We start from the raw sequence: 26278 nt of genomic DNA, 5'->3' as shown, positions 1-26278 counted from the left end.
AAACCATGTCTGTTAAAGCTCTGACCCCTGTTGCGCCGGCCGATGCCGACGCGGTGCGTGCCTGGTTCAAGGAACTGTCCGACCATGTCCAAGCCGTGGATTACGCGGCGGCACGCCATCTGTTCGCAGAAGACTTTGTCGCGTTTGGCACGTACACCAACTTCGTGCACGGCCGCGATCACGCCGAGAAGAACCAGTGGCGCAATGTGTGGTTCAGCATCGATAAGTTCTTGTGGCGTCTGGACGACGTGCAGACCTTTGTGTCGCCGGATCGCCTGTTCGCCGTCGGTGCGGCGGTGTGGGACTCGATCGGCTATCACCCCGACGGCAAGACCTTCGACCGCCTCGGCCGCGCCACCGTGTCGTTCGCGCGCGAAAACGTCGGCGATCCGTGGGTGGCGACGCACACGCACATGTCGCTGTTCCGCGATACACCCAGCGTGTCGCACGGGAACAAGCCGGTTCGGAGTTAAGTAAGCGAGGCGCTCAGGCCAGCAGCAGACGCAACTGCTGCACCAGATCCGATCGGGCTTCCCGCGCTTGCGGCAGGATGCGGGTCATGCCGATGAAGCTGTGCGGCACGCCGGGGTAGATTTTCAACCACGGCTGCGCGCCCGCCTCGCGTAGCGCCTGCGCCAGATCCTTGGTGTCGTCCAGCAAGGGATCAAGCTCTGCGGCTTGCAGAATGACAGACGGCAGACCCTGCACGCTGCTCAAGAGCGGCGCAACGCCGGGATCCTGCAATTGCGCCTCATCCGCCACATACTGGCGCCAGAACCAATCCAGCTTGTCGGTCGACAACCCAAAGCGGCCATCGCCCAGCTCCTGCTGCGCCGGCGTATCCCGGCGCGCCGACAGCATGCCGTAAATCAACGCAATCGCGCGGAGCAACGGCTCGCCCGCATCACGCAGCCTTTGCGCCGCCGCCAGCGTCAGATTGCCGCCGGCAGATTCTCCGCCCAAGCTCAAACGCCCCGCATCCAGACCCAGCGTTGCCGCATTGCCATGCAACCAGCGCACCGTTCCCAACACCTGCTCCACGGCGACCGGATAGCGCGCCTCAGGCGACAGCGCATAGTCCAACCCGCCCGTCACCACACCGGCCTCATTGGCGATCTCGCGCTTCCAGCGATCCAGGGTTTCCAGATCCCCGTGCGCAAACCCGCCGCCGTGCAGATGCAGATACAGCGGCAGCGCCTTGCCCTCCGAGCCCGCCGGATAGTAAAGCCGCAAGGTCGCCGGCACCGGCAAATGATCCAGCCGATGCTCAACCACGCGTCCGACCTCGGGCGCGTCCCCCGCCAACCAGATTTGATAACCGCGCGCCTGCCGGCGCACTTGATCCAGCGGGGTGGTCAGCACATTGGGGGTGCCGACACCGGCTTCACGGCCCAGGGCCTGGGCGGCTTGAACTTCGGGTGACAGGGTGCTCATGATGCGTCCGATGCAAGGAAGGAAGGCGGCCCGGCGGGCAGGCCAAAACCGCTCAGTATGGACAGGCCGGTGGCAGGAGGCCAAATACGATTCAGGCATATGCTTTTAACCTGAGGCGGAAGGCGATCTGCGCGGCACCCTCGCGCAGGTTTCATCAAAACCGTGGAGCGCGATCAGATCCATGTCGCGCATAGCGGGCCGGTATCGCTTACGTCCTGGCTGATGGCGCGGCTTACGACGAGATCAGCGGCAGGCCTAGGGAAATCCCGGGGCTAGCCTGGCCCTTGCCCTTCCCCTAGAATTTGGCCTGCCTTCACGCATTGAAGGTCGGCCCGGTAAGTTCCAAAGGCGCAACTGCCAGCAAGGCCGCTCAGTGTTTCTCGTCGACAACGGCGTCGACATCCTGCCGGGTTCTCGGCATACCCACAAACTTACACACGTCTACGCGACTTTCGGCGTCGGCCTCTGCACGTCCCTGCACTTCGCGCCGGGCGCCAGACCGCGCGCGCCGCAAGCGCTCAAGGGGCCATCAACATGAGCATGAACCGCCGTCAGTTCCTCTCGTCTACCGCAGCCACCGCCGCCTCTGCCACCCTGATGGGGCTCACTGGCTCGCGCGCCTTTGCGGCTGGCGACGAAAAAATCAATGTCGCCGCCATCTACGATCTGTCCGGGGGCCTGGACATCTACGGCAAGCCGGTGATGGACGCGCTGCGGTTCGCGGCAGAGGAAATCAATGCCAAGGGCGGCCTGCTGAACAAGCAGATCAACTTCATCGCGTATGACGCGCAATCGAACATGCAGCTCTATGCGCAATTTGCGCAGCAGGCCGCGCTGCGCGACAAGGCCGCCGTGGTCCACGCCGGCATTACCTCGGCCTCGCGCGAGGTCGTGCGTCCGGTGCTCAACCGCTATCGCACCCTGTACTTCTACAACAATCAGTACGAAGGCGGCGTCTGCGACCGCAACTACTTCGCGGCCGGCGTAACGCCCGCGCAGACCGTGCAGAAGCTCGCGCCCTACGCCGTCAAGCAATGGGGCAAGAAGGTGTACATCGTGGCGGCCGACTACAACTACGGCCAGATCGTGTCCAACTGGGTGCGAAAGTACGCATCCGATGTCGGCGGCAAGACCGTCGCAACCGAATTCTTCCCGCTGGACGTGACCGATTTCGGCGCTGCCATTTCCAAGATCCAAGCCGCCTCGCCGGACTTCGTCTGGTCGGGCCTGGTGGGCGGCGCACACATGTCCTTCTATCGCCAATGGAAGGCCACCGGCATGACGGGCAAGATCCCGCTCGCCTCGACCACCTTTGCCGGTGGCAATGAACACATCGTGCTGTCGCCCGAAGAATGCAATGGCTTCCTCGTCTGCCAGAACTACCTGCAAGAGCTTCCTGGCGCGGCCAACGCCGACTTCGTCAAGCGCTTCCATGCCCGTTACGGCGCCGACTACCCGTACATCACCGAACTGGCCATGGGCGCCTATCAGGGCTTCATGCTGTGGGCCGAAGGCGTGCGCAAGGCCGGCTCGATCGACCGCATCAAGGTCATCGAAGCGCTGGAGTCCGGCATCGCCATCGATGCGCCGAGCGGCCGCGTGTCGCTGGACCCCGCCACTCATCACTGCACCCTGGATGTGCACATCGCGGAAGTACGTGACCGCAAGCTCAATCTCGTCGAGAGCTTCCCGCAGCAACAGCCTGGCGACACCGCCGCGGTCTGCGACCTGATCAAGAACCCGACGGACAACCGTCAATACGCCATCAAGTTCTGAGCGATTCATGGATCTCGTTGCCATTTATGCCATCGATATCCTGGGTGCGATCGCCACCCTGGCGCTGTTGAGCGTCGGGTTGGCGGTGGTGTTCGGGATGATGAAGATCATCAATCTCGCCCACGGCGAATTCATGATGCTGGGCGGCTACGTCGCCATCCTTGCCACCAATCAATGGGGCGTTCCGATCTGGATCTCCATGCTGGTGCTCGCGCCGTTGATCGTCGGCATGTTCGGCGTGCTTGTCGAACACCTGCTGGTGCGCCATCTGTATGGCCGCATGATCGACACCATGCTGGCGACCTGGGGGCTGTCGCTAGCCGTCATCGGACTGGCCACCATGGTCTTCGGGAACACGACAGTCGGCATCTCGTCGCCCCTGGGCGGCATCACCATCGGCGCGCGCCAGGCGAGCGGCTACACCCTCTTTCTGATTGCGCTGGCTGCCGGCGTGATGCTTGCGCTGTGGTGCCTGCTGCGATTCACCGATTTCGGCCTGCGGGCCCGCGCGTGCATGCAGAACGCCGCGATGGCCAATGCGTTGGGGATGAACCCCAATGGCGTTTACAAGATGACCTTCGGTCTGGGCGCCGCCTTGTCCGGTCTGGCCGGCGCCGTGCTCGCCCCGCTCACGGGTGTCATCCCGACCATCGGCGCGGCCTACATCGCCAAGGCCTTCATCACGGTCATCAGCGGCGGCAGCGCCGTCATCGCCGGCACGGTCAGCGCATCGGGCTTCTTCGGCGCAATCAGCCAGGGCGTGACTTTTCTTGCCACGCCGGTTTATGGCCAAGTGGCCTTGCTGCTGGCCGCCATCGTGCTGATCCGTCTACTGCCGCAAGGCATTACCGGGCGATTTTTCAAGCGAGCGATCTGATGCGTGTACCTGTAATTTCTCTGGCGCTGGGCGCAGTGGCCGTCGCGGCCGCGGTCATGTTGCCCACCGTCGTCGACATGTTCAGTCTCCTGTCCATGACGGTCTACCTTGTCATGGCCTTGCTTGCGCTGAGCCTGGCCTTTGTCTGGGGCCACGGTGGGATTCTGTGCTTTGGGCAGGCTGCGTTCTTTGGTCTGGGCGCCTATGCGTGGGCGATCGGCGCCTTCAATTTCGGACCCGGCCTGGTCGCGATGGCGTTGGCCGTCGCCGTGCCAGCGGCCTTTGCCGCCCTGCTTGGCTACTTCATGTTCTACGGCAAGATCAGCGACGTTTATCTGGGTGTCATCACATTGGCCGTGACCTTGATCCTGTTTAACCTGATGAATTCGACCTCGGGCGACAGCTATCGCATCGGCGAAGCGCTGCTGGGCGGATTCAATGGCATTCCGTCGATCCCGCCGCTGACGCTCCCGGGCGCGACAGAGCCCCTGTCCCCCGAAGGCACGTTCACACTGGCCGCCCTTATCCTCATCGGGGCGTATTTTGGCCTGCGCGCCATCATGGCCTCGCGCTTTGGCCGCGTGGTTGCCGCCGTACGCGAAAACGAACAGCGCGCCCTGCTGCTGGGCTACAACGCCAGCCTGTATAAGCTCGCCGCGTTCACGCTGGGCGGCGCGCTGGCCGGCCTGGCCGGCATGCTTTACGCCAACTGGGGCGCCTTCGTCAGCCCCGGCGTGTTCGGTCTGTCGCAGTCGGCGCAAATTATCATCTGGGTGATCGTCGGCGGCCGCGGCACACTGATCGGCCCGATCATCGCCTGCGTGGCGCTGCAAGCCATGGTCACGGAACTGGGCGCGCAGCACACCGTGGACACCGGCCTGGTTCTGGACCTCATCCTGATTCTCTTTGTTCTGTTGATCCCGCGCGGCCTGGCCCCGACAGTGCTCGACGCTTGCCGCCGCGTGGTGCGGCCCGCCAAGGAGCAAGCATGAGCGAACTGCTGTTGGAAACCCAGGCCCTGGGTGTAAGTTTTGGCGGCGTGCACGCCGTGCGAGACGTCGATTTCCGGCTGGAGCGCGGCGAAGTGCGCTGCCTGATCGGCCCCAACGGCGCCGGCAAAAGCACCTTCTTCAAGATGCTTTCGGGCCAGTTGCAGCCGAGCCGCGGAGACATCCGCTTCAAGGGCCAACCCCTGCGCGGTCTGGCCACACATGAGGTGGCGCGCCTGGGCATCGGCATCAAGACTCAGGTGCCCAGCGTCTTCGAAGGGCTGGACGTGCGCGAGAACCTGCGGCTGGCCGCGGCGCGGCGCACCGACGGCGAGCCGGACGCCATTGCCGCGCAGGTGCTGGCCGAAATCGGCCTGGATGCGCATGCTCGCACGCCCGTCAATGCGCTGGCCCACGGCCAACGCCAATGGGTGGAGCTGGGCATGATCCTGGCTTCGCGGCCCGAGCTGGTGCTGCTGGATGAACCGGCAGCCGGCATGACGCACCAAGAGACGCGCAAGACCGCCGACCTGATTGCCGCCATCAACCGCCACAGCACCGTGGTCGTGGTCGAGCATGACATGGCCTTCATCCGCCTGATCGCCGGCCGCATCACGGTCTTCAACCAGGGCGAAGTGCTGGCCGAAGGCAGCTTCGACGACATCATGGCGCATGCCGAAGTGCGTGCCGCCTATCTGGGCAAGCAAGGAGAAACACATGCTCCAGGCGCGTGATTTAAAAGCCGGCTACGGCCGCATCCCGGTGCTGCACGGCGTGAGCTTCGAAATGGCCGCCGGCGAATTCACCGGCATTCTGGGCCGCAACGGCATGGGTAAGACGACGTTATTGCGCACGTTGATGGGCGAGCTTCCCCTTACCGGCGGCGACCTGACGCTGGCCGACCGAAGGATCGGCACGCTTGCCCCGCATGCGCGCGCCCGCCAGGGCCTGGGGTTCGTGCCGCAGGGGCGGCAAATCTTCCCGGCGCTGAGCGTCGCCGAGAACCTGCGCATGGGTTGTGTGAAGAACCTGCGCGGCGCCGATGCCATGGTCACCTCGGTGCTGAAGGTGTTTCCGCGTCTGCAACGTCTGCTTGATCGTCCGGGCGGCAGCCTGTCGGGCGGCGAACAGCAATTGCTGGCGCTGGCCCGTTGCCTGTGCGGCGAACCCAGGTTGATGCTGCTGGACGAACCCACCGAAGGCATCCAACCTTCGATCTGCGACGAAATCGTCGAGGCCTTGCAGCTCCTGCGTGCCTCGCATGGCATCGCCATCCTGCTGGTCGAACAGGACATCGATTTCCTGTGCGCGCTTGCCGACCGCATCCTGGTGCTGGAAAAGGGCGAGCTGATCGCCGACATTCCCACCGCAACCACTACTCCCCAAGAGATCGCCCGGCGTTACGGCGGTCTGCAATCCTGAACCGGAATCCGAGATGTCCCTTCCCCGTCCCACTCTGGAAGCGCTGGACCAGGCCGCGCGCCGCATCGGCCTGAATCTGGACGATGCCATGCTGCGTGCCTACGACAGCATTCTGGAGGCCACCTTCGCCGAGTACGACCAGGTGGATGCCATGATCGATCAGCCGCCGGTGGTGCGCTATGCGCGCACACCGGGCGTGCAGCCCGAGGACAATCCGCTCAATGCCTGGTATGTGCGTACCGAGATCGATGGCCGCCCCGGCGGTCCGCTGGCCGGCAAGCGCGTGGTGCTCAAAGACAATGTCTGCCTGGCCGGCGTACCCATGATGAATGGCGCGGCCACCTTGCGCGGTTATGTGCCCGACCAGGACGCCACGGTTGCCACTCGCATTCTGGATGCTGGCGGCCGCATCGTCGGCAAAGCCCATTGCGAATACTTCTGCGTATCGGGCAGCAGCCACACCAATGCCACCGGTCCCGTGCGCAACCCGCGCCAGCCCGAGCATTCTGCGGGCGGTTCGTCGTCCGGCGCGGCGGCGCTGGTCGGCGCCGGCGAAGCCGACATGGCCATCGGCACGGACCAGGGCGGTTCGGTACGCATTCCAGCCGCCTATTCCGGCATCTATGGAATGAAGCCCACGCATGGCCTCATTCCCTATACCGGCATCATGCCGATCGAAATGACGCTGGATCACGCCGGCATCATGACGGCCACGGTGGCCGACAATGCCCTGCTTCTCGACGCCATCGCCGGCAGTGATGGACTGGACCCGCGCCAGCAGAATCTGCCGGCCGAACGCGCGTCGTACTGCGAGGCGTTGGGCCTGCCTCTCAAGGGCCTGCGCGTCGGCGTGGTGCCCGAAGGCTTTGGCTGGCACAACAGCGAACCCGAGGTTGACGATGCGGTGCGCCAGGCCGCCGCCGAGCTGGCAGCCCAGGGGGCCGACGTGATCGAGCTGTCGGTGCCGCTGCACCGCAAGGGCCATGCCATCTGGACCCCCATCGCGGTCGAAGGCACGACCCAGCAAATGAAGGGCTTCAACTACGGCAGCAACTGGAAAGGCTTGTATGTCACCGGTCTGATGCAGGCGCAACGGCATTGGCTAGATCATGCCGACGAGTTTCCGCATGACGTCAAGACCTGCCTTCTGGCCGGTGAATACTTCTACGCACGCTACGGCGGCCAGTACTATGGCAAGGCGCAAAACCTCGCGCGCCGCCTGCGCCAGGCCTATGATCAGGCTTTGGACCGTGTCGACCTGCTGTTGATGCCGACGGTGCCCATGCGCGCGCCGCGCCTCATCGATTCCGACGCGGCGCCGGACCTCTTTGTGACCCGCGCCCTTGAAATGAACGCCAACACCGCGCCTTTTGACGTCACCGGCCATCCGGCCATTTCCGTTCCCTGCGCCCTGCGAGACAGCTTGCCGGTCGGCATGATGCTGGTGGGCCGTCATTTCGACGAAGCGACGCTGTATCGCGCTGCCCATGCTTTCGAGCGCTCGCTCGACTGGACGTCGCTGTGACCGCGACCACAGGCCATCGCGTCGGCCTGCTGTTCTCGCACGAGAGCCTGACAGCGGCTACCGAGATCACCCAGGAAAACGCCACGCTGCTGGCTATCGACGAGGTCAATGCCGCCGGCGGCATCGATGGCGCGCCGCTCGTCCCAGTCAGCGCCCGCGTGGGCGCCCAGCCGGCCGACTATCGCGAGGCCGCCGAACGGCTCTGCGATCGCGAACGCGTGCCGCTGATCTTCGGCACCCATATGTCCAGCACCCGCAAGGCAGTGCTGCCGGTCGTGGAAAGCCGCCGCGCCCTGCTGTTCTACGCCACGCTCTACGAGGGTTTCGAGTATTCGCCCTATTGCTTCTACGGCGGCTCCGTACCCAATCAGAACTCGGTGCAGCTGGCCAGTTACGTGATCCGCCACTTTGGCAATCGGGTGCTGTTCATTGGCGGCCAATACGTCTACCCGCGCGAGTCGAATCGCATCATGCGAGAGCTGTACGAGCAGGCGGGCGGCGAAGTGGTCGACGAGGTCTACCTGCCGCTGAACGCACCGCAGGAACACCTTGCCGAAGTCCTCAAGCGCGCCGTGGCGTTGCGTCCGGACGCCATCTACTCGACCATGGTCGGACGGGACATCGTCAAGCTGTATCGGGCCTACCGCGAGCTGGGCCTGGATCCGGCGCGCATGCCCATCGTCAGCCTCGCCACCAACGAGACCGACGTGGCGTTGCTCACTGCCGAACAGGCCGAAGGCCACATCACCGCCGCGCCGTACTTTGCTTCGCTGGACACCGCGCCCAGCCGCCGGTTTGCCCAGGCCTACCATGCACGCTTCGGCGAAGACAGCCCGATCACGGCGGGCGCCGAAGCCGCCTATTCCCAGGTCCATCTCGTGGCCGACGCCGCGCGCCGCGCAGGCGGTCTTGCCCTACCCGAGCTGGTACGGGCCCTGGACGGCGCCCAATTCCAAGCGCCGCAGGGTCTGGTCACTATCGATGGAGACACGCAGCACACCTCGCTCTGGCCGCGCATCGCCCGCATCGATGCCCAACGGCGGTTCCAGATTATCTACGCCGCGCGTGCCGCGGTGCGGCCGGTGCCGTACCTCGTCGACCATGCGCTGGATCCCCACGCCCTGACGCTGCCGTGACTGCCTTTCTTTCCCGGCCATGCCGCAGCACCACGGCGCTGCGCGAACTCAACGGCCTGCGCGTGCTGGTCCTGCACCCGCAGGACGCCGAATCGCGCCTGTTGATGTCGCATCTGAAGCGCATCGGCTGTGTGCCGACCCAGCAATGGCCGATGCCCGATACGCTCTGCGCCGATGCCGACGTTGTCGTTCTGCCCATCGAAGAAGACTATCGCGAGGCCATTCAGAAGCTGGCCGATGGCCTGAACGCGCTGAGCCCGCCGCTGGTCGGCATCGTCGAATACGAAAATCCGGCCACGCTGCAATTGGTTCTACATAGCGGCTGCACCGGAGTCATCGAACGGCCGATCCGCCCCTTTGGCCTGTTGACCCAATTACTGCTGGCACGCACCGCCTGGCGCCAGCAGGCCGCCACCATGGCCCATATGCGCAAGCTCGAGGGGCGTTATGCCGCCGTCAGCAAGGTTGCCACGGCCAAAACGCTATTGATCGCGCGTGAGGGCATTACCGAAAACGAAGCGCACCGCCGTATCCAAGGCCGCGCCATGGCCACGCGATCATCGCTGGAAGACGTGGCGCAAACCATCATCAACGAATTCTCCTGATCCCATGTCCGCCTTCTCCTTCCAGACCGTCCCCCACATTCTCGTCGAGCCGGGCCTGGCCCGCCGCCTGGGCGCCCTGCTGCGCGAACGCCATACGGGCGCTCGTGCGGTGTTGGTCACCGACAACTTTCTCAATCGCAGCGGTGCGCTGCAACCGGCGCTGACCAGTCTGGCGGCCAGCGGCTGGCAGACGCTGGTTATTGACGACGTGGTTGCCGACCCGCCCGAAGCCGTGGTCCAGGCAGCAGCCGAACGCGCCCGGACGTTCGACGCCGATGTGGTTGTCGGTTTTGGCGGCGGCTCTTCCATGGACGTGGCCAAACTGGTGGCCTTGTTGTGCAATAGCGATCAGCCGCTGCCCGCCATGTATGGCGTCAACCAGGTGCAGGGCCAGCGATTGCCGCTGATTCAGGTGCCGACTACGGCTGGCACGGGCTCGGAGGTCACGCCCATCTCGATCGTGACTACCGGCGCCACGACCAAGAGCGGCGTGGTGTCGCCGCAGCTCTATGCCGACGCGGCCTTTCTGGACGCCGAACTGACGGTAGGCTTGCCGCCCGCGGCCACCGCCGCCACGGGCGTGGACGCCATGGTGCATGCCATCGAAGCCTACACCAGCAAACGCCTGAAGAATCCGCTGTCCGATCACCTCGCCGTCCTGGCGTTGAAGCTGCTCACTGCCAACCTCATCACCGTTTGCCGCGACGGCGCCAATCTGCAGGCGCGCTCCAACATGCTGCTGGGCGCCATGCTGGCCGGCCAGGCATTCGCCAATGCCCCCGTCGGCGGCGTGCACGCGCTCGCCTACCCGGTCGGCGGCATATTCCATGTGCCGCACGGCCTGTCGAACGCGTTGGTCCTTCCCGCCGTGCTGCATTTCAATGCGCAGGCCGCAGCGCCTCTCTACGCCGAACTGGGTGCAGCGGTGGGCCTGCCGCCAGCCGTGGATACCGCGAGCGGCGCGGCTGCCTTCATATCCTTCCTGGAAGACCTCATCCGCCAGGCCGAGCTGCCGCAGGGCCTACGCGCCGTCGGCATCGAAGAGTCCGACCTGCCTACGCTGGCAAGCGCCGCGATGGCGCAACAGCGCCTGCTGATGAATAACCCGTTGCCTATCGACGAGGCCCAGGCGCTGGACATCTACCGTGCCGCATACTGACCCGGCATGGCCGTGGCGATGCTACCGGCAAGGGAACGACCGCGCCAGTGCCTCGCCAACCAGCGGCCCGGCGTTTCCATTGAGCCGATTGTCCGGCAGCGCAGTCAGATAGCTGTGCACCCTATCCTTCAACTCATGCGGCAGAACGCCGGTTCGCGTGCACCAGAGCGTGGCTTGCGTCTGATCGGCAACCCCGCTCACGTAGGCCTGCGCATAGGCCGAAGCGAATTGGCGGCCAAGCGACGCATCGCGCACCTGCGACGGCATCCGTCCTTCCATGGCGGCAATCAGATCAGCGCCGGAAAAATGCCAGGTGCGGACTTCCTGCGCCTGGCCCGTCACCGCGGCAGAAAGCATGAAGATCAAAGCCACGCTTCTCATTGTCATCGTTCCTCTTGGCCCCAAGCTGGGCATTGGAACGAAGCTTAGCGCACGCTGAAAGACGCTTTAAGGCGCTTGTGACCCGCGCCAGGATTTCAACAACCTGATCTCCGACGTGAACATCGGGCGCTGCGGATACGAACGCACAAGCGAGGCGGCTTATTGTTCCTTCAGCCCCAACGATTTCATCAACGGCGCGAACAGTTTCTTTTCTTCCTGCACGCGCGCGGCATAGTCGGCCGCACTCAGCGGTATTGCCTCGGCGCCCGCATCCAGAAAGCGCTTCTGGATCTCCGGCCGCGCAAGCACTTTGTTGAGCTCGGCGTTCATGCGAGCGACCACATCATCGCGGGTGCCGGCGGCGGCATACACGCCGAACAGGCTGTCCGCGAACACACCGTCGATGCCGGCCTCGGTAAAGGTTCGAATGTCGGGCGCCACGGCAGCGCGTTGCCGGCTCGCCACCGCCAGTACCTTCAGCTTGCCCGCCTGCACCATGGGAAAGACCGTGGCGGGTCCAAACGCAAAGTCGATCTGGCCCGCTGCCAGGTCTTGAATCGCCGGCGCCACGCCGCGATACGGCGCATGCGTGGCCTGCATGCCCGTCGCCTGCTTGAGCAGCTCGCCGGCCAGATGCGGCGTCGTGCCGTTGCCGGCGGATCCGTAATTGAGCGGATCGGGCCGCTTGCGCGCGTATTCCACGAACTCCTCAAGCGTATTGACGCCCAACGAGGACCGGACAAACAGGAACAATTGGCTATTGGCCAGCAAGCCAACCGGCCGCAAATCCTGCTGCGGATCGAACGGCATGCTCACGAACATCAGCGGGTTGACCGATTCAGTCGTCGAGGGATTGAGCAGGAAGGTATGGTTGTCTTTCCCGTTGCGCGCCACCTCCGCGCCCGCCACGTTGCCGCCCGCGCCGCCGCGATTCTCAACGATGACGGTCTGCTTGAAGGCCTCGGCCAAGTGCGGCTGCACGGTGCGCGCCAGCACATCGACCAGCCCGCCGGGCGCCAGCCCCACGACCAGACGCACAGGCTTGGTGGGCCAGGCCTGAGACGGCGTTTGCGCATGGCTGCCCGTCGCCCAGCCCGTCAGCGCCAGCATCATCAAGGCCAGACAACGTCTACGCAACAGCATGCGATTCTCCATATGGGGCGTCACCCCGCAATTTCGCGCACGGTGCGTCACTTGCCGCACCCCGGTGAACCGCCCTCATGCCTCATCGCGGCGGCGGCCCTGCATCCGCCGCTCATTCTTCACAAAAGTTTAAGCATAAAGAATCCCGGAATAACCCTAACTGCTGACGGCAAGCGTGCCGTCTACTCGGCGACGTGCGACAACTCATGCACCAGCCCCGCCTCGAGCTGCCGCGCCACGCGCCCCAGGCCGCGGTTCAAGGGCCAGACGATGTCCAGATCAAGACCGCCTTCCACATCAACAGGCACGACATTCAGCCCATGACGGCGCGCATACAGGCCGCTCATGCTATCCAGAATGGCCACGCCCAGACCGCGTTCCGCAAAGGCGCAGGCGGCCGAGTACTGATTCACCTCGATCACCGGCAGAAACGGCAAACGCTCCTGCTCGAACTGCCGCGCCGTCAATGCCCCGACCTGCAAGTGACGGCTGAGCGAGATATACGGAATATCCGCCAGGTCAGCCAATGCAAGACGATGGCGATGCGCCAGCGCGTGGTCCGCCGGCATCACGGCCTGCAGGCTCAACCGTGCGAGGGTGCGCTGGCCCACGTTCGGCAGCGCCGCCGAGCCGATCACGATGCCGATATCGATGCGCTGATCGGCCGCCAGCCCCGCCACGCCCAGCGTCATGTCCGTGCGCACGCTGACGCGCACACCGGGCTCGCGGGCCTGCAACCAGGCCATCGCACCGGGCAGGATGCTGGCACCCACGGCCGCCACCGCCCCCACGTCCAGCCGCGCGTGCGCCCCGCCCCGCATGCTGGCCGCCACCCGTTCGGCGTTGTCCATCGCCGCAAGCGCATGAACGATCTCCGGCAGCAACATGCGAGCCTCGGCGGTCAGCGCCAGCCGGCGCTTTTCGCGACTGAATAGCGCAAAACCCAGCTTGTCTTCCAACGACTTCAGCATCGCGCTCGCCGCCGGCTGCGACATCCCGGTGGCAGCCGCCGCCAATGTGACGGAGCCGGTGCGCCCCACGGCTTCGAACAGCGCCATCTCGCGTTTATTCATCTGAACCTCGCTGTTCATACAAATCAATGTATGAAATGACTCAATATATATATTTGACTATATCAATCTGGGTGCCGGACACTGGCTCCACATCACAACAGCCGGCGCGGCTTCGATGCGGCGCACGGCAATATTGCGAGGAGACACCGATGCAAACGAAACCTGGCGCACACCCACGCAGGCTCCTGGCCAGACTGCTCGCACCGCTGCTCGGCAGCGCGTTGCTGGCTTGCGGGGCGCCCGCGCTGTCCGAGACCCCGGCGGGCGGCACGATCCGGATCGTCGTCGGTGCGCCGCCGGGTGGCGCGCCCGACACCGTGGCCCGCATCGTGGCGCAGCACATGCAGGTGGGCGGGCGCGCCGTGATGGTCGAAAACAAGAACGGCGCCGCCTCCATGATCGCGGCGGCCTACGTGGCCCGCGCGCGGCCCGACGGCAACACTCTGCTGCTCGCCAGCCAGACGACAGTCGCCGTCGCGCCCACGCTGCAGAACGTGACAACGTTCGACCCCATGAAGGACTTCACCGGCGTGGCGCTGGTGGGCAGCGCGCCGCAAGTGCTGCTGGCCGGACCGAAGCTGCGCGCCAACTCCGTCCAGGAACTCATCGCCCAGGCCAAGGCCGCGCCGGGCGAGATCGATTTCTGCTCGGGAGGCATCGGCACCTCGCCCTACATGGCGGCCGTGCTGTTTGCGCAGACGGCGGGCATCGAGTTGCACAGCATCCCGTTTGCCGGCGAACAGGCCTGCATCACCGAAATGCTGGCAGGCCGGTTGCCGTTCATGTTCGCCAATGCCTCGACGGCCCTGCCGTACATGAAGGACCAGCGCTTGCGCGCTTTGGCCGTGACCAGCAAAGTGCGCGTCAACTTCGCGCCGCAGTTGCCGACCACGGCCGAAGCTGGCCTCAAGGATTACGAGGTCGCGACCTGGCTTGGCCTGCTTGCGCCCGCCGCCACGCCGCCCGACGTGGTCAACGCGCTGAACGCGGAAGTGCGTCGTGTGCTGCGCCTGCCGGATGTGCGCGAAAAGCTGGAGGCCCAAGGGTACGAACTGTCGGATGACAGCCCGGCCGCCTTCACCCGCTACTACCAGGCCGATCGCGACAAATGGGTGCGGCTGATCCAGACCGCCGGCATCAAGCAAAACCCCTGAACGCCGCCGCTTGCACGTCCTCCCCCTTCATCTACCCGAGCATCCCATGAGCCGTATGCAGCCCGCCCTTTCTTCCGACGACCCGCGCACCGTGCTGGGCATCCGACACAGCCCCGTCACCAGCACGATTCCGCCCGGCGCCTGCGATTGCCATGTGCACATCTTTGGTCCGTTCGATCGCTATCCGCTTGCCGAAAACCGCGTGTTCATGCCGGGGCTCGCCTCGACCGACGATCTGCTTGCGCTGCACGCGGCGCTTGGGGTTGACCGCGCGGTGGTCGTGCAGGCCAGCCCGCAAGGCACCGACAATCGTTGCATGACCGATGCCCTTGCCACCCTGAATGCGGCAGGCCATGCGTCGCGCGGCGTCGCAGTCCTGGCGCCCGATATCTCGCGCGACGGCCTGCGTGCGCTGCATGCGGCGGGCGTGAGGGGCGCTCGCGTCAACCTGCAGTCGTTCGGCCAGCAGGATCCGGCCATCGCGCGCGATGCGCTGGCGCGCACCGCCGAACAGGTTGCCGATCTCGGCTGGCACGTGCAGATCTACACCACGCTGCCGGTCGTCACTGCGCTGGCGCCTGCGCTGCGCGACTGCCCCGTGCCCGTCGTGATCGATCATTTCGCACTGGCAAGCGCCGTGGCCGGCACGGGCCAGCCCGGCTTCGATGCGCTGCTGGAGATGGTGGCGACGGGCAACGTGTACGTAAAGCTCTCTGCCCCATACCGCCTCACGGTCTGGCAGGACGGCCGCCCGCCCAGCGAGGCACGCGAGATCGCGCGCGCCCTGATCGATACGCGGCTTGATCGCATGCTGTGGGGCACGGACTGGCCACACTCGGGCGCCTGGCCCGGCGTGGCGCGCACGCGCGATCGCAGCGAACCGCTGCATCCGATTGACGATGGCGAACAATTGTCGGCCTTCTGCGCGTGGGTAAGCGAGACGGAGAAGCAGGCGATCCTGGTCGATAACGCGGCGCGGCTTTATGGCTTCTGAGTGCGGCGCCGAAGTCTCGCATCGACGCTTTGGCCCGGCGCGGCCACCTGCCCGAAGTGCTCGACCCGGTACATCACACCCCCGATGCGATCGTTGTGAGCCAGCGCAGTGACCGGCAACGATCTGCTGGGGCAGCTGTCCCTTCAACGCCTGATTGACGCGCCGCCACGCACGCTGGCATCTCGAATTCGGTAGGATGTGCCACTCTGCTGTTTCGATCGAGCACGCCACCTTTCATCAGCCCGAATCACGCCCATGTGCGAAGGGCGGCGCCCAACTACAAAAAAAATCCACATGCATCGACATCTTCGACACGCTGTATCCATCGCTCTGTTGACCGGCCTCGGTGCCTTCATCGCCCCCGTCCACGCCCAGGCCCCGTCAACACCAAAAGTGCAGACCGGCGGCGGACACCCCTACGAAATCGCGGACAGCGAAGTATGGGACGTGCCCGATCCCGTTTCCAAACGCGGCTACCAAGTCTTCGTTGCGTTGCCGCCCTCCTATGCCAAGCAGCCACAGCGACGCTACCCCGTGCTGTATGTAACGGACGCCGACTACGCCTTCCCGATCATCCGGCAGCTAGGGCGCCGCCTGAACGTTGAAGGCCCCCAGATCGAGGAGTTCATTCTCGTCGGCCTATCTTATGGAAAGGGCGAGGACGGCGGTGTCAGTCGCCAGCGTGATTACACGCCGACACCGAACGGCCCAAGTACGGCATTGCCCGGCGCGATACATGGTCAGGGGCGCGCCTATCAACAATACCTGCGCGAACAAGTGAAGCCGTTCATCACCGCCCGGTATCGTACCGACCCTGCCAGATCAATATTTCTGGGTCATTCCTACGGTGCCCTACTTGGCATGCAGATACTTTTCACCGATCCCGGATTGTTCAGCAGCTATATCCTCGGCAGTCCGTCCATCTGGTACGACAAGCGACATGCCATGAAGCTCGAGGCGAACTACGCCGAGCAGAATCCGGACCTGAAGGCGAATATTTACCTTTATGTCGGCGCCTATGAAGCCTTGCGCAAAGGTGATCGGCGCTACAACCAGACGGTGGACATGGTTGCCGACAATCGTGCATTGGAAGCGGTGCTGCTGAGCAGAAAGTACGCAAGCTTGAAACTGAAGTCGGCGGTCTTGAACGACGAGGATCATCTCACCGTCGCACCACGAGGCTTCACGCAGGGGTTGAAGTACCTGCTGCCAGTGCGCTGAACAGCTTAAAGGACGACATGACTGAAGCTATCGACGTATTCACCCACAATCAAGCCGCTTGGAATCTCCAAGCCGCGCAAGGCTGCGCCTGGTCCCAGCCGGTGAGTTCGGAAGAAATCAGGGCCGCTCGTGCAGGCACCTGGCACGCCCGGCTTACGCCCGGACCGCTGCCCTCCGGCTGGTTAGATGATGTGCGTGGCCTGCGCATACTTTGTCTGGCGGCCGGTGGAGGCCAGCAGGCCCCCATACTGGCGGCGGCGGGTGCAGAGGTCACTGTCTTCGATTTTTCAGAGGGGCAGTTGGAGCAGGACCGAAAAGTAGCTGCGCGAGACGGCCTTGACCTGCGCTGTGTCCAGGGAGACATGCGAGACCTCTCCATCTTCGAAGATGCCATCTTTGACTTGGTCTTCCACCCCATTTCCAATCTATACGTACCCGACGTGCGCCCTGTCTGGCGAGAGTGCGCCCGAGTGCTGGTATCGCAAGGACAACTGTTGTCCAGTTTCTGGAATCCCGTGGTTTTCGTCGCTGATCGCGACCAAACGCTAAGCGCCCAAGGCCTGGTGCGTCCCAACCGAAGACTTCCCTATTCGGACATCGCGCATTTAACCGCGTCAGACCTGGCGGCCAAACGCGAGCGTGGCGAGGCACTGGTGTTCGGCCATACGCTCGCAGACCAGATTGGCGGGCAACTTGACGCCGGTTTCGTGCTGACGGGTTTTCACGAGGACTGGCAACCTCACCCACGCTTCGTGGTTGAGAACGTCATGCCAACCTTTATCGCGACCAAAGCCGCAAAGCGTTGACTCCGCGGAGTCATGCCGCTGCGACCTGCCTTGCGTCTCATTTGGCTGCACATTCGCGCCTCAAAGACATAGGCAAGTTCGACTCGTTCATCTTCGTCGTCTTGGTACGCTAAAGATGACACTCTCAAATTCATTGCCCGTACTGGTCCGTGCTGACTTTTTCCATCCAATCCACCGACTTCCCATCTAGGGATTCCGCGATTGCAATGTGGCTCATGCCGACTGACGGACTGGCTCCGTGCCAGTGTTTGACACCCGGAGGAATCCAAACTACGTCGCCCGGGCGGATCTCCTGCACGGTATCGCCCCATTTCTGTACTCGCCCCACACCTGACGTAATGATGAGCGTCTGGCCCAATGGATGCGTATGCCAAGCTGTGCGTGCGCCTGGCGCAAAGGTAACAACGCCTCCCCCCACGCGCGCGGGCGCAGCGGCTTGAAAGCGCGAATCCACAAGAACGGATCCGGTGAAGTTTTGCTCCGCACCCGCGCTGCTTGGGTTGGAACCGACCCGCGTAACGTTGATCGGCTCCTGTTCGGCCGCATAGACGGCCGACGCACCAAGGGACAAGGCAAGGGCTGCTGCGGGGAGTCTCATGTTCATCCTTTCTGAAATCTCTTTGATTGGTTCATGGTGCTTGGTTGATTGCCTTGTTCAATTCGTTTTCTTCAGAACAGGGCTGACAACGGCCCGTCAAATGTCGAGCTGACGCTCGCTCATCCACTTCACCATGGCCGGATCCCGGTGCGAGAAGAAGCTGCTTTCGCCGGTCTCGAGCTGGGCGATGCGGGCCATGTCAGCTTCATCCAGGGTGAAGTCGAGCACTCGCAGGTTCTCTTCCATCCGCTCCTTGCGCACCGACTTGGCCAGCGCCACAATCCCGCGCTGCGTCACCCAGCGCAGCACGACCTGCCCCACCGATTTGCCGTGCTTGCGGCCGATGTCCACCAGCGCTTCGTTCTGGAACAGGTTGTTGCGACCTTCGGCGAACGGCGCCCAAGCTTCAGCCTGCACGCCGTTCTCACGCATGAAGGCCACGCTTGTCTCCTGCTGAAGGAACGGATTGACCTCCACCTGGTTCACCGCCGGCACGACATCGTTGAAGCCGATGATGTCCATCAAGCGGTCGGGATGGAAGTTGCTGACGCCGATAGCTCGAACCTTGCCGGCCTTCAGGGCGTCTTCCATTGCGCGCCACGATCCATGCACATCACCGAACGGCTGGTGGATGAGGTAGAGGTCAAGATAGTCCAGTTGCAAACGGCGCAGCGATTTGTCTATAGCTTGCTGGGTGCGCTCATACCCAGTGTCTTGCACCCAGAGTTTCGTCGTCACGAAGAGGTCGGCGCGCGGGACGCTGGCATTCTTGATGCCCCGGCCAACCGCTTCCTCGTTCAAGTAGGACGCCGCCGTGTCGATCAGCCGATAGCCGGTGCCGATGGCCTCGATCACGCAGCGCTCGCATTCATGTGGGTCAGGAATCTGGAAAACGCCATAGCCGAGGATGGGCATCACGACGCCATTGTTCAAAGTAACTTGTTGCATGGTTAGCTCCTATGTTTTCGGGACGCCGCCGAGCCAGCTCGTCACGCGCTCCATCGTTCGCCGCTCCTGGTCCATCTCCATGACGAAACCATCCAGCAACCGCGCCTTCGGCGCATCGCTCGCCAGCACTGACTTGCTGTTCCCTGGCCCGTAGCCGCCGTGGGTGATGAAGGGGATCAGGGTCTTTCCGGACAGGTCGTGCGCGGACAGGAAAGAACGGACCACTGGGGGCACGGTCGTGCCCCAGACGGGAAAACCGAGGAACACCGTTTCATAGCCAGAGATGGCGGGCACCGTCGCCGCCAGAGGCGGCCTGTAGCCGCTCTCGGTCTCCTGGCGAGCTCGCTCGACCGTTTGCTCGTAGTCTTCTGGATAGGCACTGGCCGGCCGGATCTCGAACAGGTCAGTACCGCGTGCACGATGTATCAGTCCGGCGACGACGCGCGTATTGCCCGATCGTGAAAAATAGACCACCAGTGTCCGCGAGCCCACCTGTCGCATCTCACCGCCCTGAGCGTTCGATGCCGTGGCTGCGGCTCCCAGCGGAAGTGTCACAAGCGCAGCCATCACCGTACGTCGAGTCGAATCATGGGCGACAGTCATCCAAGCCTCCTTGATGTCATCGACCAACCCGGGCCTGCAGCGCGGCAGGATAGCGATCGCCTTGAATTTTTACGTCCGCCAAGGCCTGCGCGATGCTGGAAAGATCGGTGGCGGACAGTTCGACGGAGGCGGCGCCCAGGTTCTCTTCCAGGCGATGTAGCTTGGTGGTTCCAGGGATAGGCACGATCCAGGGCTTTTGCGCCAGCAGCCAGGCAAGTGCGATCTGCGCGGCCGTTACGCCCTTGTCCCTGGCAATCTTGCCGAACAGGTCAACCAGGGCCTGGTTCGCCCGGATCGCCTCCGGCGAGAAGCGCGGTACTTTGCTGCGAAAATCGTCGCTGCCGAAAGTCGCGCCTTCCTTGATGGCGCCCGTCAGGAAGCCCTTGCCCAATGGACTGAAGGGGACGAAACCGATGCCGAGCTCTTCCAAGGTCGGCAAGACTTCCCGTTCCGGCTCGCGCCACCACAGCGAATACTCGCTCTGCAAGGCGGTGACCGGCTGCACAGCGTGCGCACGGCGGATCGTCTGTACGCCCGCTTCCGACAGGCCGAAGTGCTTGACCTTGCCTTCGGCGATCAAGTCCTTGACTGCGCCAGCGACTTCCTCAATGGGCACGTCGGGGTCGACGCGATGCTGGTAGAGCAAATCGATCACGTCGGTCTTCAGGCGCTTGAGAGACCCTTCGACGGCCCAACGGATGTGCTCGGGGCGACTGTTCAGGATCTGCTGCGTGTTGTCGTCGCCGAAGGTAAAACCGAACTTGGTGGCGATTACGACCTGGTCGCGCACAGGGGCCAGCGCTTCGCCCACGACCTCCTCGTTGACGTAGGGCCCGTACACCTCCGCCGTATCGAAGAAGGTCACCCCGCGATCGACTGCGGTCCGAATCAGCGATACCGCTTGCCGGGTGTCCGTGGCCGGCCCATAACCGTGACTCAGGCCCATGCACCCTAACCCGAGGGCTGAAACTTCCAACGTGCTGTTTCCAAGTTTCCGCTTATGCATATGTCTTACTCCTTCAAACGCGCCCGTCCAATGTGACCCGCCAGCGTTCGCCATGCGGCGGGATAGCTGGCGGCATCGCTACATCAGCCAATGTAGCCATCACGTCTAGCCAGCACTAGAGAGTAAAATCCGCAAATACTTATGAGGTGAACTCATAGATGGCGAAAAACAGCTACAACGACCTGTTGGCGTTCATTGCGGTCGCGCGAGAGCGAAGCTTCACGCGGGCCGCCGCCCAACTCGGCGTCTCCCAATCGGCATTGAGCCATCTGATTCGCGCTCTTGAGACCAAGATGGGTGTTCGCCTGTTGACGCGCACCACCCGGAGCGTTTCGCCGACAGAGGCCGGGGAACGATTGATGCAAAACATCGCTCCCCGATTCCAGGAAATCGAGGCCGAGCTGTTGGCCGTCGGAGAACTGCGGGACAAGCCGGCCGGCACGATCCGCATCACTGCCAGCGAGAACGCTGCCGACACCGTGCTCTGGCCCAGGCTTGCGAAAGTGCTTCCCGAGTACCCACTGATCAAGGTCGAGATCAACGCGGAATCACGCTTCGTCGATCTCGTCGCGGAGCGCTACGACATGGGCGTGCGCCTCGGCGGCGATCTGGCCCGGGACATGACCACGGTGCGTATCAGCCCCGACTTGCGTTTCGTGATCGTCGGCTCACCCGCCTACTTCGCCAAGCGCTCCCTTCCCTTGAAACCGCAGGACCTGGCCGACCACAACTGCATCAATCTGCGGCTGATGAGCCACGGGGAACTCTACGCGTGGGAGTTCAAGAAGGGCAAACAGCAGATCAGCGTTCGAGTCGATGGGTCGCTTGTCTTCAACCGGACCCAGCCCATCCTTCAGGCGGCGCTGGCCGGCTTTGGCCTTGGATACCTGACCGAAGAGATGGCTGCCCCCCACATCGCGAAGGGCCGCCTGCGGACGGTCCTCGCGGATTGGTGTCCGACGCTTCCTGGATACCATCTCTATTACCCCAGCCGCCGGCATCTGTCCCGAGCAATGACCGTGCTGATCGACGCATTGCGTCACCCCGAAAAAGAGGTGTGACTGATATGGCCCTGGAGACTTTCAGCGATGTTCTCGCCTTTGTTCATGTCGTGCGAGAAGGCAGTTTCACTCGGGCGTCCGCCCTGCTTGGCGTATCGCCCTCTGCCTTGAGCCATGCCGTTCGCGGCCTCGAAACCCGGCTGGGCGTCCGACTGCTGACGCGCACCACTCGCAATATTGCGACCACCGAAGCGGGCGAACGCCTGTTCAACAGTGTGGCGCCTCGTTTCGACGACATCGATGCCGAGGTGGCGGCCGTCAAGGATCTACGCGACAAGCCGGTCGGAACCATCCGCATCACGTCCGCCGAACATGCAGCAACCAGCGTTCTCTGGCCCAAGCTGTCCAAGGTCATGCGCGATTATCCCGACATCAACGTCGAGATCAGCATCGACTACACGATGGCGGACATTGTCTCCCAACGCTTCGACGCTGGCGTTCGAGTGGGAGACCAAGTCGCCAAGGACATGATCGCTGTACGCATCAGCCCGGACCTGCGCATGGCGGTAGTGGGCTCGCCCGAGTACTTCGCCTCACGGTCCGCACCCCGCTCGCCCCAGGAACTGACTCGACACGATTGCATCCGGCTGCGACTTCCAACGTACGGAGGCTTCCTTCCTTGGGATCTTGACCGGGATGGCGAAGAGGCCAAGTACCCCGTCAGCGGCCAATGGGTGTTCAACAACAGTTCCTCCATTGCCCGGGCAGCCCTGGCGGGCTGTGGCTTGGCCTACGTTCCGGAGGATATGGTGTTGGAGGATATCGCCGCAGGGCGGCTTATTCGTGTGCTGCAAGACTGGTGCAGCCCGTATCCGGGGTACCACCTGTACTACCCAAGCCGACGCCAGTCCTCCGGCGCTTTGGCAGTTGTTGTCGAGGCCTTGCGACATCGCGCATAGCCAGTTCGCGGCTCTGCGTCATTTATGAGTTCACCTCAGTAGTGAATGCGGAATCAGGGGCTTAATCGAAGCGTCCGCATCACGTAGCATTTTCAGCTCCCCGAAAGGAAAGGCAAATCCAAGCCCTCATCCGGCGTTTTGCCTTTCGCCGACACCATGCCGCCACCCCTGGCCGATATGCATGCCGGCCAATCCGAGCAACGGGATGGAGCTGTCAACGATGATTCAAAAAAAGCCTGCTTACAAGCCTGCGATCAGCACGTTGGGTGTTGTGATGGCACTGACTTCCGGGCTAACGCTCGCACATGGTCATGCCACAGCAAAAACTGAGGCAACGCAAGCGACGCCCACACAAGCCGCCTCGGATACCTTGTCCGCGAAACAGCAGGCCGTGCCCCTGATCGCCGCCTTCATGGCCGCAAGCGATATGCCCCAACTGAACACGGCCTTGAACCAAGGCCTTGACGCCGGGATGACCATCAGCGAGGCCAAGGAAATCCTGGTGCAGCTGTATGCATACGTCGGCTTTCCTAAAAGCCTTAACGCGCTTGGCGAACTCCTGAAGGTGGTCGAGGCACGCAAGCAACGCGGGATTCAGGACGCACCGGGACGCGAACCCAGCCGCGCCATTCCCACCGGGGACGAACTGATAGCGGTAGGCAAGGCCAATCAGACCCGCATCTCAGGCGCACCGGTCACCGGCCCCGTCATGGACTTTGCCCCCATCATCAATCAATTCTTGCAAGCCCATCTGTTCGGCGACATCTTCGAACGCGACAACCTCGACTGGCAGAGTCGCGAATTGGCCACTGTCGGGGCGCTGGCGGCTACGCCCGGCGTGGAAGCGCAGTTGCGTTCGCACATGCGGGCCAGCATGCGGGTAGGCCTGACGGCAGCGCAGTTGCGCCAGTTGACCCAGATTCTGGCTGAGCGCGGCGGCAAACAGGCCGCGGAGCGTGCGGATGCGGCCTTGACTCAGGCCCTTGCCGCGACCTCGGGGCGCTGAACATGAACCTCACCAAAACCCTGCTCGCGTGCATCGCGCTGAGCTCGATGACGGCTTGCACTGCCCTTCCCGACAGCCCACACAATGCCAGCGGTCCGCTTGTCATCCAGGAACAAGGCAGCTTCGCTGTCGGCGGAAGCGTCGTGCAGAAGCCTGGCCTGTACGACAACAACAAGCCAACCGCCGAAGGGCAGACATTCCACGGCGACCACCTCTACGCCTTCTATCAGGTCCCGCAGAACGCCAGACCGCTGCCCCTGGTCATGCTGCATGGTGCGTACCAATCGGCGCGTAGCTGGGAAACGACGTCAGACGGCCGTGAAGGTTTTCAGACCCTCTTTCTGCGTCGTGGCTTTCCGGTTTATCTCGTCGATCAGCCTCGCCGCGGCCGCGCCGGCAATAGCACCGTGGCAACCACGATCGAGCCCACCCCCTTCGATCAGCTGTTCTTCGATCAATTCCGGATCGGCAAATGGCCAAGGTACTTCGACAACGTGCAGTTCGACCGCAAGCCTGAAACGCTGGATCAGTTCTTCCGTTCGGTCACGCCCAATACGGGTCCTTTCGATGCCGGGGTGATTTCAGACGCCATGGCCGCGCTGTTCGACAAGACGGGGCCCGGCATCCTGCTATCGCATTCTCAGGCAGGCGGACCGGGGTGGTTGACCGCGATCAAAAGCAAGAACGTCAAGGGAATCGTCGCCTTGGAACCCGGTAGCGGGTTCATCTTCCCTGAAGGAGAGCTTCCCCCCGCGATGCCAAGCGCCGCAGGGACGCTTACGCCCGAGGCCGTGCCGCTGGCAGACTTCGAGAAGCTCACGCGCATCCCGATCATCATCTATTACGGCGACAACTTTCCGACCGAGCCGACCACGGAGCGCGGACAGGACAACTGGCGGGTGCGCCTGGCCATGGCCCGCCTTTGGGTCGCCGCCATCAACAAACATGGTGGCGACGCGCAGCTCGTGCACCTGCCGGAAGTCGGCATTCGGGGCAACACGCATTTTCTGATGTCCGACCTGAACAACATCCAGATCGCCGATCTGGTGTCACGGTTTCTTGCCGCGAAAGGTCTGGATTGACAAGCGCGCAATTGCAGCCTGATGCATCGCCTAGGCATTGGGAAATCGGCCCAGCTACCGCAACACCAGCCGCCGCAATCAACAACAGTGGGAATTGAGATGAAAGATCCATTTATCAGCAGAACCCGACGCGATTTTCTAGGCGCATCCGCGTTCGCTGTCGCCAGTGCAATCATGGGAGTTCCAATAATGAGCGCCACCGCCGCCGCAGCCGACTACAAGAAGAATCCCTTTACGCTGGTCTACGCCGGCGCCCTCTCGAAGAATGAACCGGGCAAGGTCAATATTCATCCGGTCAAGTACAAGCTGAACGATCTGGATATCGTTGCCAACGTCTACACCCCGTCGAACTACGATGCGCAGAAGAAATATCCCGCAATCGTCGTGGCCCATCCCAATGGCGGCGTGAAGGAGCAGGTCGCTGGCCTGTATGCCCAGCACCTGGCCGAACTTGGCTACATTACGATCGCGATGGATGCCGCCTATCAGGGCGGCAGTGGCGGCGAGCCCCGCAGCACGGACAAGCCGCAATTCCGCATAGAGGACATCCACGGCGCAGCGGACTTCATCACTCAGTACCCGGGTGTTGATGCCACGCGCCTGGGGCTACTCGGCATTTGCGGCGGAGGCGGCTACTCGTTGTCCGCGGCAAAGTCCGACAAGCGTTTCAAGTCGATCGCGACCCTCAGCATGTTCAACTCCGGCCGGGTTCGTCGGAATGGCTTCGCCGATTCTCAACTGAATACGATTCAACAACGCCTGAAGCAAGCGTCCGAAGCACGCGCCCAGGAAAAGGCGGGAGGAAAGATTCCGTACTCCGGCGACGCCGACATGACAGATGCACAGATCGCCGCGCTGCCCTTCGAAATGTACCGGCAGGGCTACGAGTACTACTGGAGGACGCACGCCCACCCCGGCTCGACCTTCAAGTACACGACCAGCAGCCTGTTGGATCTGATGCGCTGGGATGCAACCGAACAGATCGAATTGATAGACCAGCCTTTGCTGATGATCGCCGGCAGCAAGGCGGACAGCCTGTATATGACCGAAGAAGCCTTCCCGAAGGCCACGGGAACCAACGACAAGCAACTGTTCTTGATCGAAGGCGCGACCCATATCGAGACCTACTGGGTTCCCAAGTATGTGGCCGCCGCGCTGGGTCAGCTCAAGCCGTTCTACGCTCGAACCCTGTGATCATTAACAGCACGAGGTGAGGATCCGAAAGGTCCCATTCACCCATGTGCGAGCGATCTGAGGCGATTTTCACATGCGTCCTATCGACGCCGCCGTAGAAGTTGCCGACGATCGCTTTCACTGGGTAGCAGTCATTCGTAGGCAGACAACCAATGGCCGTTATGGGTCGGAAGCAGGCTGTCATCA

At 63.2% G+C, this 26278-nt stretch carries 27 protein-coding genes; 19 read left to right on the top strand and 8 right to left on the bottom strand.

The features are described 5' to 3' along the window. Nucleotides 1-5: 5 nt before the first annotated feature. Entirely contained in the window at nt 6-473 is a 468-nt protein-coding gene (locus AC6LJW_RS01255; protein WP_105240496.1) for a YybH family protein, read from the top strand. Nucleotides 474-486: 13 nt separating this feature from the next. Here the strand turns inward: AC6LJW_RS01255 and AC6LJW_RS01250 are convergent, their stop codons facing one another. Then, nucleotides 487-1434, bottom strand: coding sequence for an alpha/beta hydrolase (locus tag AC6LJW_RS01250; RefSeq protein ID WP_498086264.1), 948 nt, complete (start codon nt 1432-1434; stop codon nt 487-489). 534 nt (nt 1435-1968) lie between these two features. On the opposite strand from AC6LJW_RS01250, the gene AC6LJW_RS01245 reads away from it, so the two are divergent. Genes AC6LJW_RS01245 through AC6LJW_RS01205 form a run of 9 tightly spaced genes read left to right on the top strand, consistent with a single transcriptional unit; the run spans nt 1969 to nt 10923 of the window. Continuing rightward, nucleotides 1969-3210, top strand: a complete 1242-nt coding sequence (locus AC6LJW_RS01245) for an urea ABC transporter substrate-binding protein (protein WP_498086263.1) — start codon at nt 1969-1971, stop codon at nt 3208-3210. 7 nt (nt 3211-3217) lie between these two features. Next, nucleotides 3218-4087: an ABC transporter permease subunit gene (locus AC6LJW_RS01240; RefSeq protein ID WP_105240499.1), complete on the top strand. Its 870-nt coding sequence runs from the start codon at nt 3218-3220 to the stop codon at nt 4085-4087. Continuing rightward, entirely contained in the window at nt 4087-5079 is a 993-nt protein-coding gene (locus AC6LJW_RS01235; RefSeq protein WP_498086262.1) for an ABC transporter permease subunit, read from the top strand. Before AC6LJW_RS01240 ends, AC6LJW_RS01235 begins: the two co-directional genes overlap by 1 nt. Then, the gene (locus tag AC6LJW_RS01230; protein WP_498086261.1) at nt 5076-5810 is read left to right on the top strand and encodes an ATP-binding cassette domain-containing protein; all 735 of its coding nucleotides are present in this window, start codon (nt 5076-5078) and stop codon (nt 5808-5810) included. Before AC6LJW_RS01235 ends, AC6LJW_RS01230 begins: the two co-directional genes overlap by 4 nt. Continuing rightward, nucleotides 5794-6498 carry an ABC transporter ATP-binding protein gene (locus AC6LJW_RS01225; RefSeq protein ID WP_105240502.1) on the top strand — a complete coding sequence of 235 codons (705 nt, stop codon included), beginning with the start codon at nt 5794-5796 and terminating at the stop codon, nt 6496-6498. Before AC6LJW_RS01230 ends, AC6LJW_RS01225 begins: the two co-directional genes overlap by 17 nt. Before the next feature lie 13 nt (nt 6499-6511). After that, nucleotides 6512-8023 carry an amidase gene (locus AC6LJW_RS01220; RefSeq protein ID WP_498086260.1) on the top strand — a complete coding sequence of 504 codons (1512 nt, stop codon included), beginning with the start codon at nt 6512-6514 and terminating at the stop codon, nt 8021-8023. After that, the gene (locus AC6LJW_RS01215; protein ID WP_105240504.1) at nt 8020-9159 is read left to right on the top strand and encodes a transporter substrate-binding domain-containing protein; all 1140 of its coding nucleotides are present in this window, start codon (nt 8020-8022) and stop codon (nt 9157-9159) included. Before AC6LJW_RS01220 ends, AC6LJW_RS01215 begins: the two co-directional genes overlap by 4 nt. Beyond that, nucleotides 9156-9764, top strand: a complete 609-nt coding sequence (locus AC6LJW_RS01210; protein WP_498086259.1) for an ANTAR domain-containing response regulator — start codon at nt 9156-9158, stop codon at nt 9762-9764. The genes AC6LJW_RS01215 and AC6LJW_RS01210 overlap by 4 nt, the downstream gene beginning before the upstream one ends. Before the next feature lie 4 nt (nt 9765-9768). Then, nucleotides 9769-10923 (top strand): iron-containing alcohol dehydrogenase, encoded by a 1155-nt coding sequence (locus AC6LJW_RS01205; protein WP_498086258.1) that lies wholly within the window; start codon nt 9769-9771, stop codon nt 10921-10923. Nucleotides 10924-10944: 21 nt separating this feature from the next. On the opposite strand, the gene AC6LJW_RS01200 is transcribed toward AC6LJW_RS01205, so the two are convergent. From AC6LJW_RS01200 to AC6LJW_RS01190, 3 genes are all read right to left on the bottom strand, one after another. Next, a complete protein-coding gene (locus AC6LJW_RS01200; RefSeq protein WP_105240507.1) occupies nt 10945-11304 on the bottom strand; it encodes a Rap1a/Tai family immunity protein in 360 nt (119 codons plus the stop codon). 159 nt (nt 11305-11463) lie between these two features. Further along, the gene (locus AC6LJW_RS01195; RefSeq protein WP_498086257.1) at nt 11464-12447 is read right to left on the bottom strand and encodes a Bug family tripartite tricarboxylate transporter substrate binding protein; all 984 of its coding nucleotides are present in this window, start codon (nt 12445-12447) and stop codon (nt 11464-11466) included. A 182-nt stretch (nt 12448-12629) separates the two neighbouring features. Beyond that, nucleotides 12630-13520: a LysR family transcriptional regulator gene (locus AC6LJW_RS01190; RefSeq protein ID WP_498086256.1), complete on the bottom strand. Its 891-nt coding sequence runs from the start codon at nt 13518-13520 to the stop codon at nt 12630-12632. Nucleotides 13521-13669: 149 nt separating this feature from the next. On the opposite strand from AC6LJW_RS01190, the gene AC6LJW_RS01185 reads away from it, so the two are divergent. From AC6LJW_RS01185 to AC6LJW_RS01170, 4 genes are all read left to right on the top strand, one after another. Next, entirely contained in the window at nt 13670-14674 is a 1005-nt protein-coding gene (locus AC6LJW_RS01185; protein ID WP_427985652.1) for a tripartite tricarboxylate transporter substrate-binding protein, read from the top strand. A gap of 46 nt (nt 14675-14720) precedes the next feature. Continuing rightward, a complete protein-coding gene (locus tag AC6LJW_RS01180) occupies nt 14721-15668 on the top strand; it encodes an amidohydrolase family protein (RefSeq protein WP_498086255.1) in 948 nt (315 codons plus the stop codon). A 294-nt stretch (nt 15669-15962) separates the two neighbouring features. Next, nucleotides 15963-16889 carry an alpha/beta hydrolase gene (locus tag AC6LJW_RS01175; RefSeq protein WP_498086254.1) on the top strand — a complete coding sequence of 309 codons (927 nt, stop codon included), beginning with the start codon at nt 15963-15965 and terminating at the stop codon, nt 16887-16889. A 17-nt stretch (nt 16890-16906) separates the two neighbouring features. Next, nucleotides 16907-17695: a class I SAM-dependent methyltransferase gene (locus AC6LJW_RS01170; protein WP_498086253.1), complete on the top strand. Its 789-nt coding sequence runs from the start codon at nt 16907-16909 to the stop codon at nt 17693-17695. Nucleotides 17696-17825: 130 nt separating this feature from the next. Here the strand turns inward: AC6LJW_RS01170 and AC6LJW_RS01165 are convergent, their stop codons facing one another. The 4 genes from AC6LJW_RS01165 to AC6LJW_RS01150 all read right to left on the bottom strand — a co-directional run bounded on the left by AC6LJW_RS01165 (nt 17826) and on the right by AC6LJW_RS01150 (nt 20850). Beyond that, a complete protein-coding gene (locus tag AC6LJW_RS01165) occupies nt 17826-18299 on the bottom strand; it encodes a (R)-mandelonitrile lyase (RefSeq protein WP_498086252.1) in 474 nt (157 codons plus the stop codon). A gap of 90 nt (nt 18300-18389) precedes the next feature. Continuing rightward, nucleotides 18390-19241: an aldo/keto reductase gene (locus AC6LJW_RS01160; protein ID WP_498086251.1), complete on the bottom strand. Its 852-nt coding sequence runs from the start codon at nt 19239-19241 to the stop codon at nt 18390-18392. A 9-nt stretch (nt 19242-19250) separates the two neighbouring features. Continuing rightward, a complete protein-coding gene (locus tag AC6LJW_RS01155) occupies nt 19251-19844 on the bottom strand; it encodes a flavodoxin (protein ID WP_498086250.1) in 594 nt (197 codons plus the stop codon). 16 nt (nt 19845-19860) lie between these two features. After that, entirely contained in the window at nt 19861-20850 is a 990-nt protein-coding gene (locus AC6LJW_RS01150; protein ID WP_498086249.1) for an aldo/keto reductase, read from the bottom strand. Between the two features lie 158 nt (nt 20851-21008). Between AC6LJW_RS01150 and AC6LJW_RS01145 the strand changes: the two genes are divergently transcribed. From AC6LJW_RS01145 to AC6LJW_RS01125, 5 genes are all read left to right on the top strand, one after another. Continuing rightward, nucleotides 21009-21911 (top strand): LysR family transcriptional regulator, encoded by a 903-nt coding sequence (locus tag AC6LJW_RS01145; protein ID WP_498086248.1) that lies wholly within the window; start codon nt 21009-21011, stop codon nt 21909-21911. A 5-nt stretch (nt 21912-21916) separates the two neighbouring features. Then, nucleotides 21917-22810 (top strand): LysR family transcriptional regulator, encoded by an 894-nt coding sequence (locus AC6LJW_RS01140; RefSeq protein WP_498086247.1) that lies wholly within the window; start codon nt 21917-21919, stop codon nt 22808-22810. A 181-nt stretch (nt 22811-22991) separates the two neighbouring features. After that, complete coding sequence (locus tag AC6LJW_RS01135) at nt 22992-23816, top strand: carboxymuconolactone decarboxylase family protein (RefSeq protein WP_498086246.1); 825 nt, start codon at nt 22992-22994, stop codon at nt 23814-23816. 2 nt (nt 23817-23818) lie between these two features. Continuing rightward, the gene (locus tag AC6LJW_RS01130; protein ID WP_498086245.1) at nt 23819-24898 is read left to right on the top strand and encodes an alpha/beta hydrolase; all 1080 of its coding nucleotides are present in this window, start codon (nt 23819-23821) and stop codon (nt 24896-24898) included. 189 nt (nt 24899-25087) lie between these two features. After that, a complete protein-coding gene (locus tag AC6LJW_RS01125) occupies nt 25088-26092 on the top strand; it encodes an alpha/beta hydrolase (RefSeq protein ID WP_498086244.1) in 1005 nt (334 codons plus the stop codon). Nucleotides 26093-26278: the final 186 nt, after the last annotated feature.

Source organism: Achromobacter sp. 1012554356 (assembly GCF_059760815.1).
This window is presented reverse-complemented; position numbering and strand designations above follow the sequence as displayed.

Coding starts and splice junctions, on each gene's coding strand:
- AC6LJW_RS01230 (WP_498086261.1), top strand. CDS start 5,076: ATGAGCGAACTGCTGTTGGAAACCCAGGCCCTGGGTGTAAGTTTTGGC.
- AC6LJW_RS01235 (WP_498086262.1), top strand. CDS start 4,087: ATGCGTGTACCTGTAATTTCTCTGGCGCTGGGCGCAGTGGCCGTCGCG.
- AC6LJW_RS01220 (WP_498086260.1), top strand. CDS start 6,512: ATGTCCCTTCCCCGTCCCACTCTGGAAGCGCTGGACCAGGCCGCGCGC.
- AC6LJW_RS01145 (WP_498086248.1), top strand. CDS start 21,009: ATGGCGAAAAACAGCTACAACGACCTGTTGGCGTTCATTGCGGTCGCG.
- AC6LJW_RS01135 (WP_498086246.1), top strand. CDS start 22,992: ATGCCGGCCAATCCGAGCAACGGGATGGAGCTGTCAACGATGATTCAA.
- AC6LJW_RS01180 (WP_498086255.1), top strand. CDS start 14,721: ATGAGCCGTATGCAGCCCGCCCTTTCTTCCGACGACCCGCGCACCGTG.
- AC6LJW_RS01205 (WP_498086258.1), top strand. CDS start 9,769: ATGTCCGCCTTCTCCTTCCAGACCGTCCCCCACATTCTCGTCGAGCCG.
- AC6LJW_RS01200 (WP_105240507.1), bottom strand. CDS start 11,304: ATGAGAAGCGTGGCTTTGATCTTCATGCTTTCTGCCGCGGTGACGGGC.
- AC6LJW_RS01155 (WP_498086250.1), bottom strand. CDS start 19,844: ATGACTGTCGCCCATGATTCGACTCGACGTACGGTGATGGCTGCGCTT.
- AC6LJW_RS01175 (WP_498086254.1), top strand. CDS start 15,963: ATGCATCGACATCTTCGACACGCTGTATCCATCGCTCTGTTGACCGGC.
- AC6LJW_RS01130 (WP_498086245.1), top strand. CDS start 23,819: ATGAACCTCACCAAAACCCTGCTCGCGTGCATCGCGCTGAGCTCGATG.
- AC6LJW_RS01225 (WP_105240502.1), top strand. CDS start 5,794: ATGCTCCAGGCGCGTGATTTAAAAGCCGGCTACGGCCGCATCCCGGTG.
- AC6LJW_RS01125 (WP_498086244.1), top strand. CDS start 25,088: ATGAGCGCCACCGCCGCCGCAGCCGACTACAAGAAGAATCCCTTTACG.
- AC6LJW_RS01150 (WP_498086249.1), bottom strand. CDS start 20,850: ATGCATAAGCGGAAACTTGGAAACAGCACGTTGGAAGTTTCAGCCCTC.
- AC6LJW_RS01255 (WP_105240496.1), top strand. CDS start 6: ATGTCTGTTAAAGCTCTGACCCCTGTTGCGCCGGCCGATGCCGACGCG.
- AC6LJW_RS01160 (WP_498086251.1), bottom strand. CDS start 19,241: ATGCAACAAGTTACTTTGAACAATGGCGTCGTGATGCCCATCCTCGGC.
- AC6LJW_RS01250 (WP_498086264.1), bottom strand. CDS start 1,434: ATGAGCACCCTGTCACCCGAAGTTCAAGCCGCCCAGGCCCTGGGCCGT.
- AC6LJW_RS01140 (WP_498086247.1), top strand. CDS start 21,917: ATGGCCCTGGAGACTTTCAGCGATGTTCTCGCCTTTGTTCATGTCGTG.
- AC6LJW_RS01165 (WP_498086252.1), bottom strand. CDS start 18,299: ATGAACATGAGACTCCCCGCAGCAGCCCTTGCCTTGTCCCTTGGTGCG.
- AC6LJW_RS01195 (WP_498086257.1), bottom strand. CDS start 12,447: ATGCTGTTGCGTAGACGTTGTCTGGCCTTGATGATGCTGGCGCTGACG.
- AC6LJW_RS01190 (WP_498086256.1), bottom strand. CDS start 13,520: ATGAATAAACGCGAGATGGCGCTGTTCGAAGCCGTGGGGCGCACCGGC.
- AC6LJW_RS01240 (WP_105240499.1), top strand. CDS start 3,218: ATGGATCTCGTTGCCATTTATGCCATCGATATCCTGGGTGCGATCGCC.
- AC6LJW_RS01170 (WP_498086253.1), top strand. CDS start 16,907: ATGACTGAAGCTATCGACGTATTCACCCACAATCAAGCCGCTTGGAAT.
- AC6LJW_RS01245 (WP_498086263.1), top strand. CDS start 1,969: ATGAGCATGAACCGCCGTCAGTTCCTCTCGTCTACCGCAGCCACCGCC.
- AC6LJW_RS01185 (WP_427985652.1), top strand. CDS start 13,670: ATGCAAACGAAACCTGGCGCACACCCACGCAGGCTCCTGGCCAGACTG.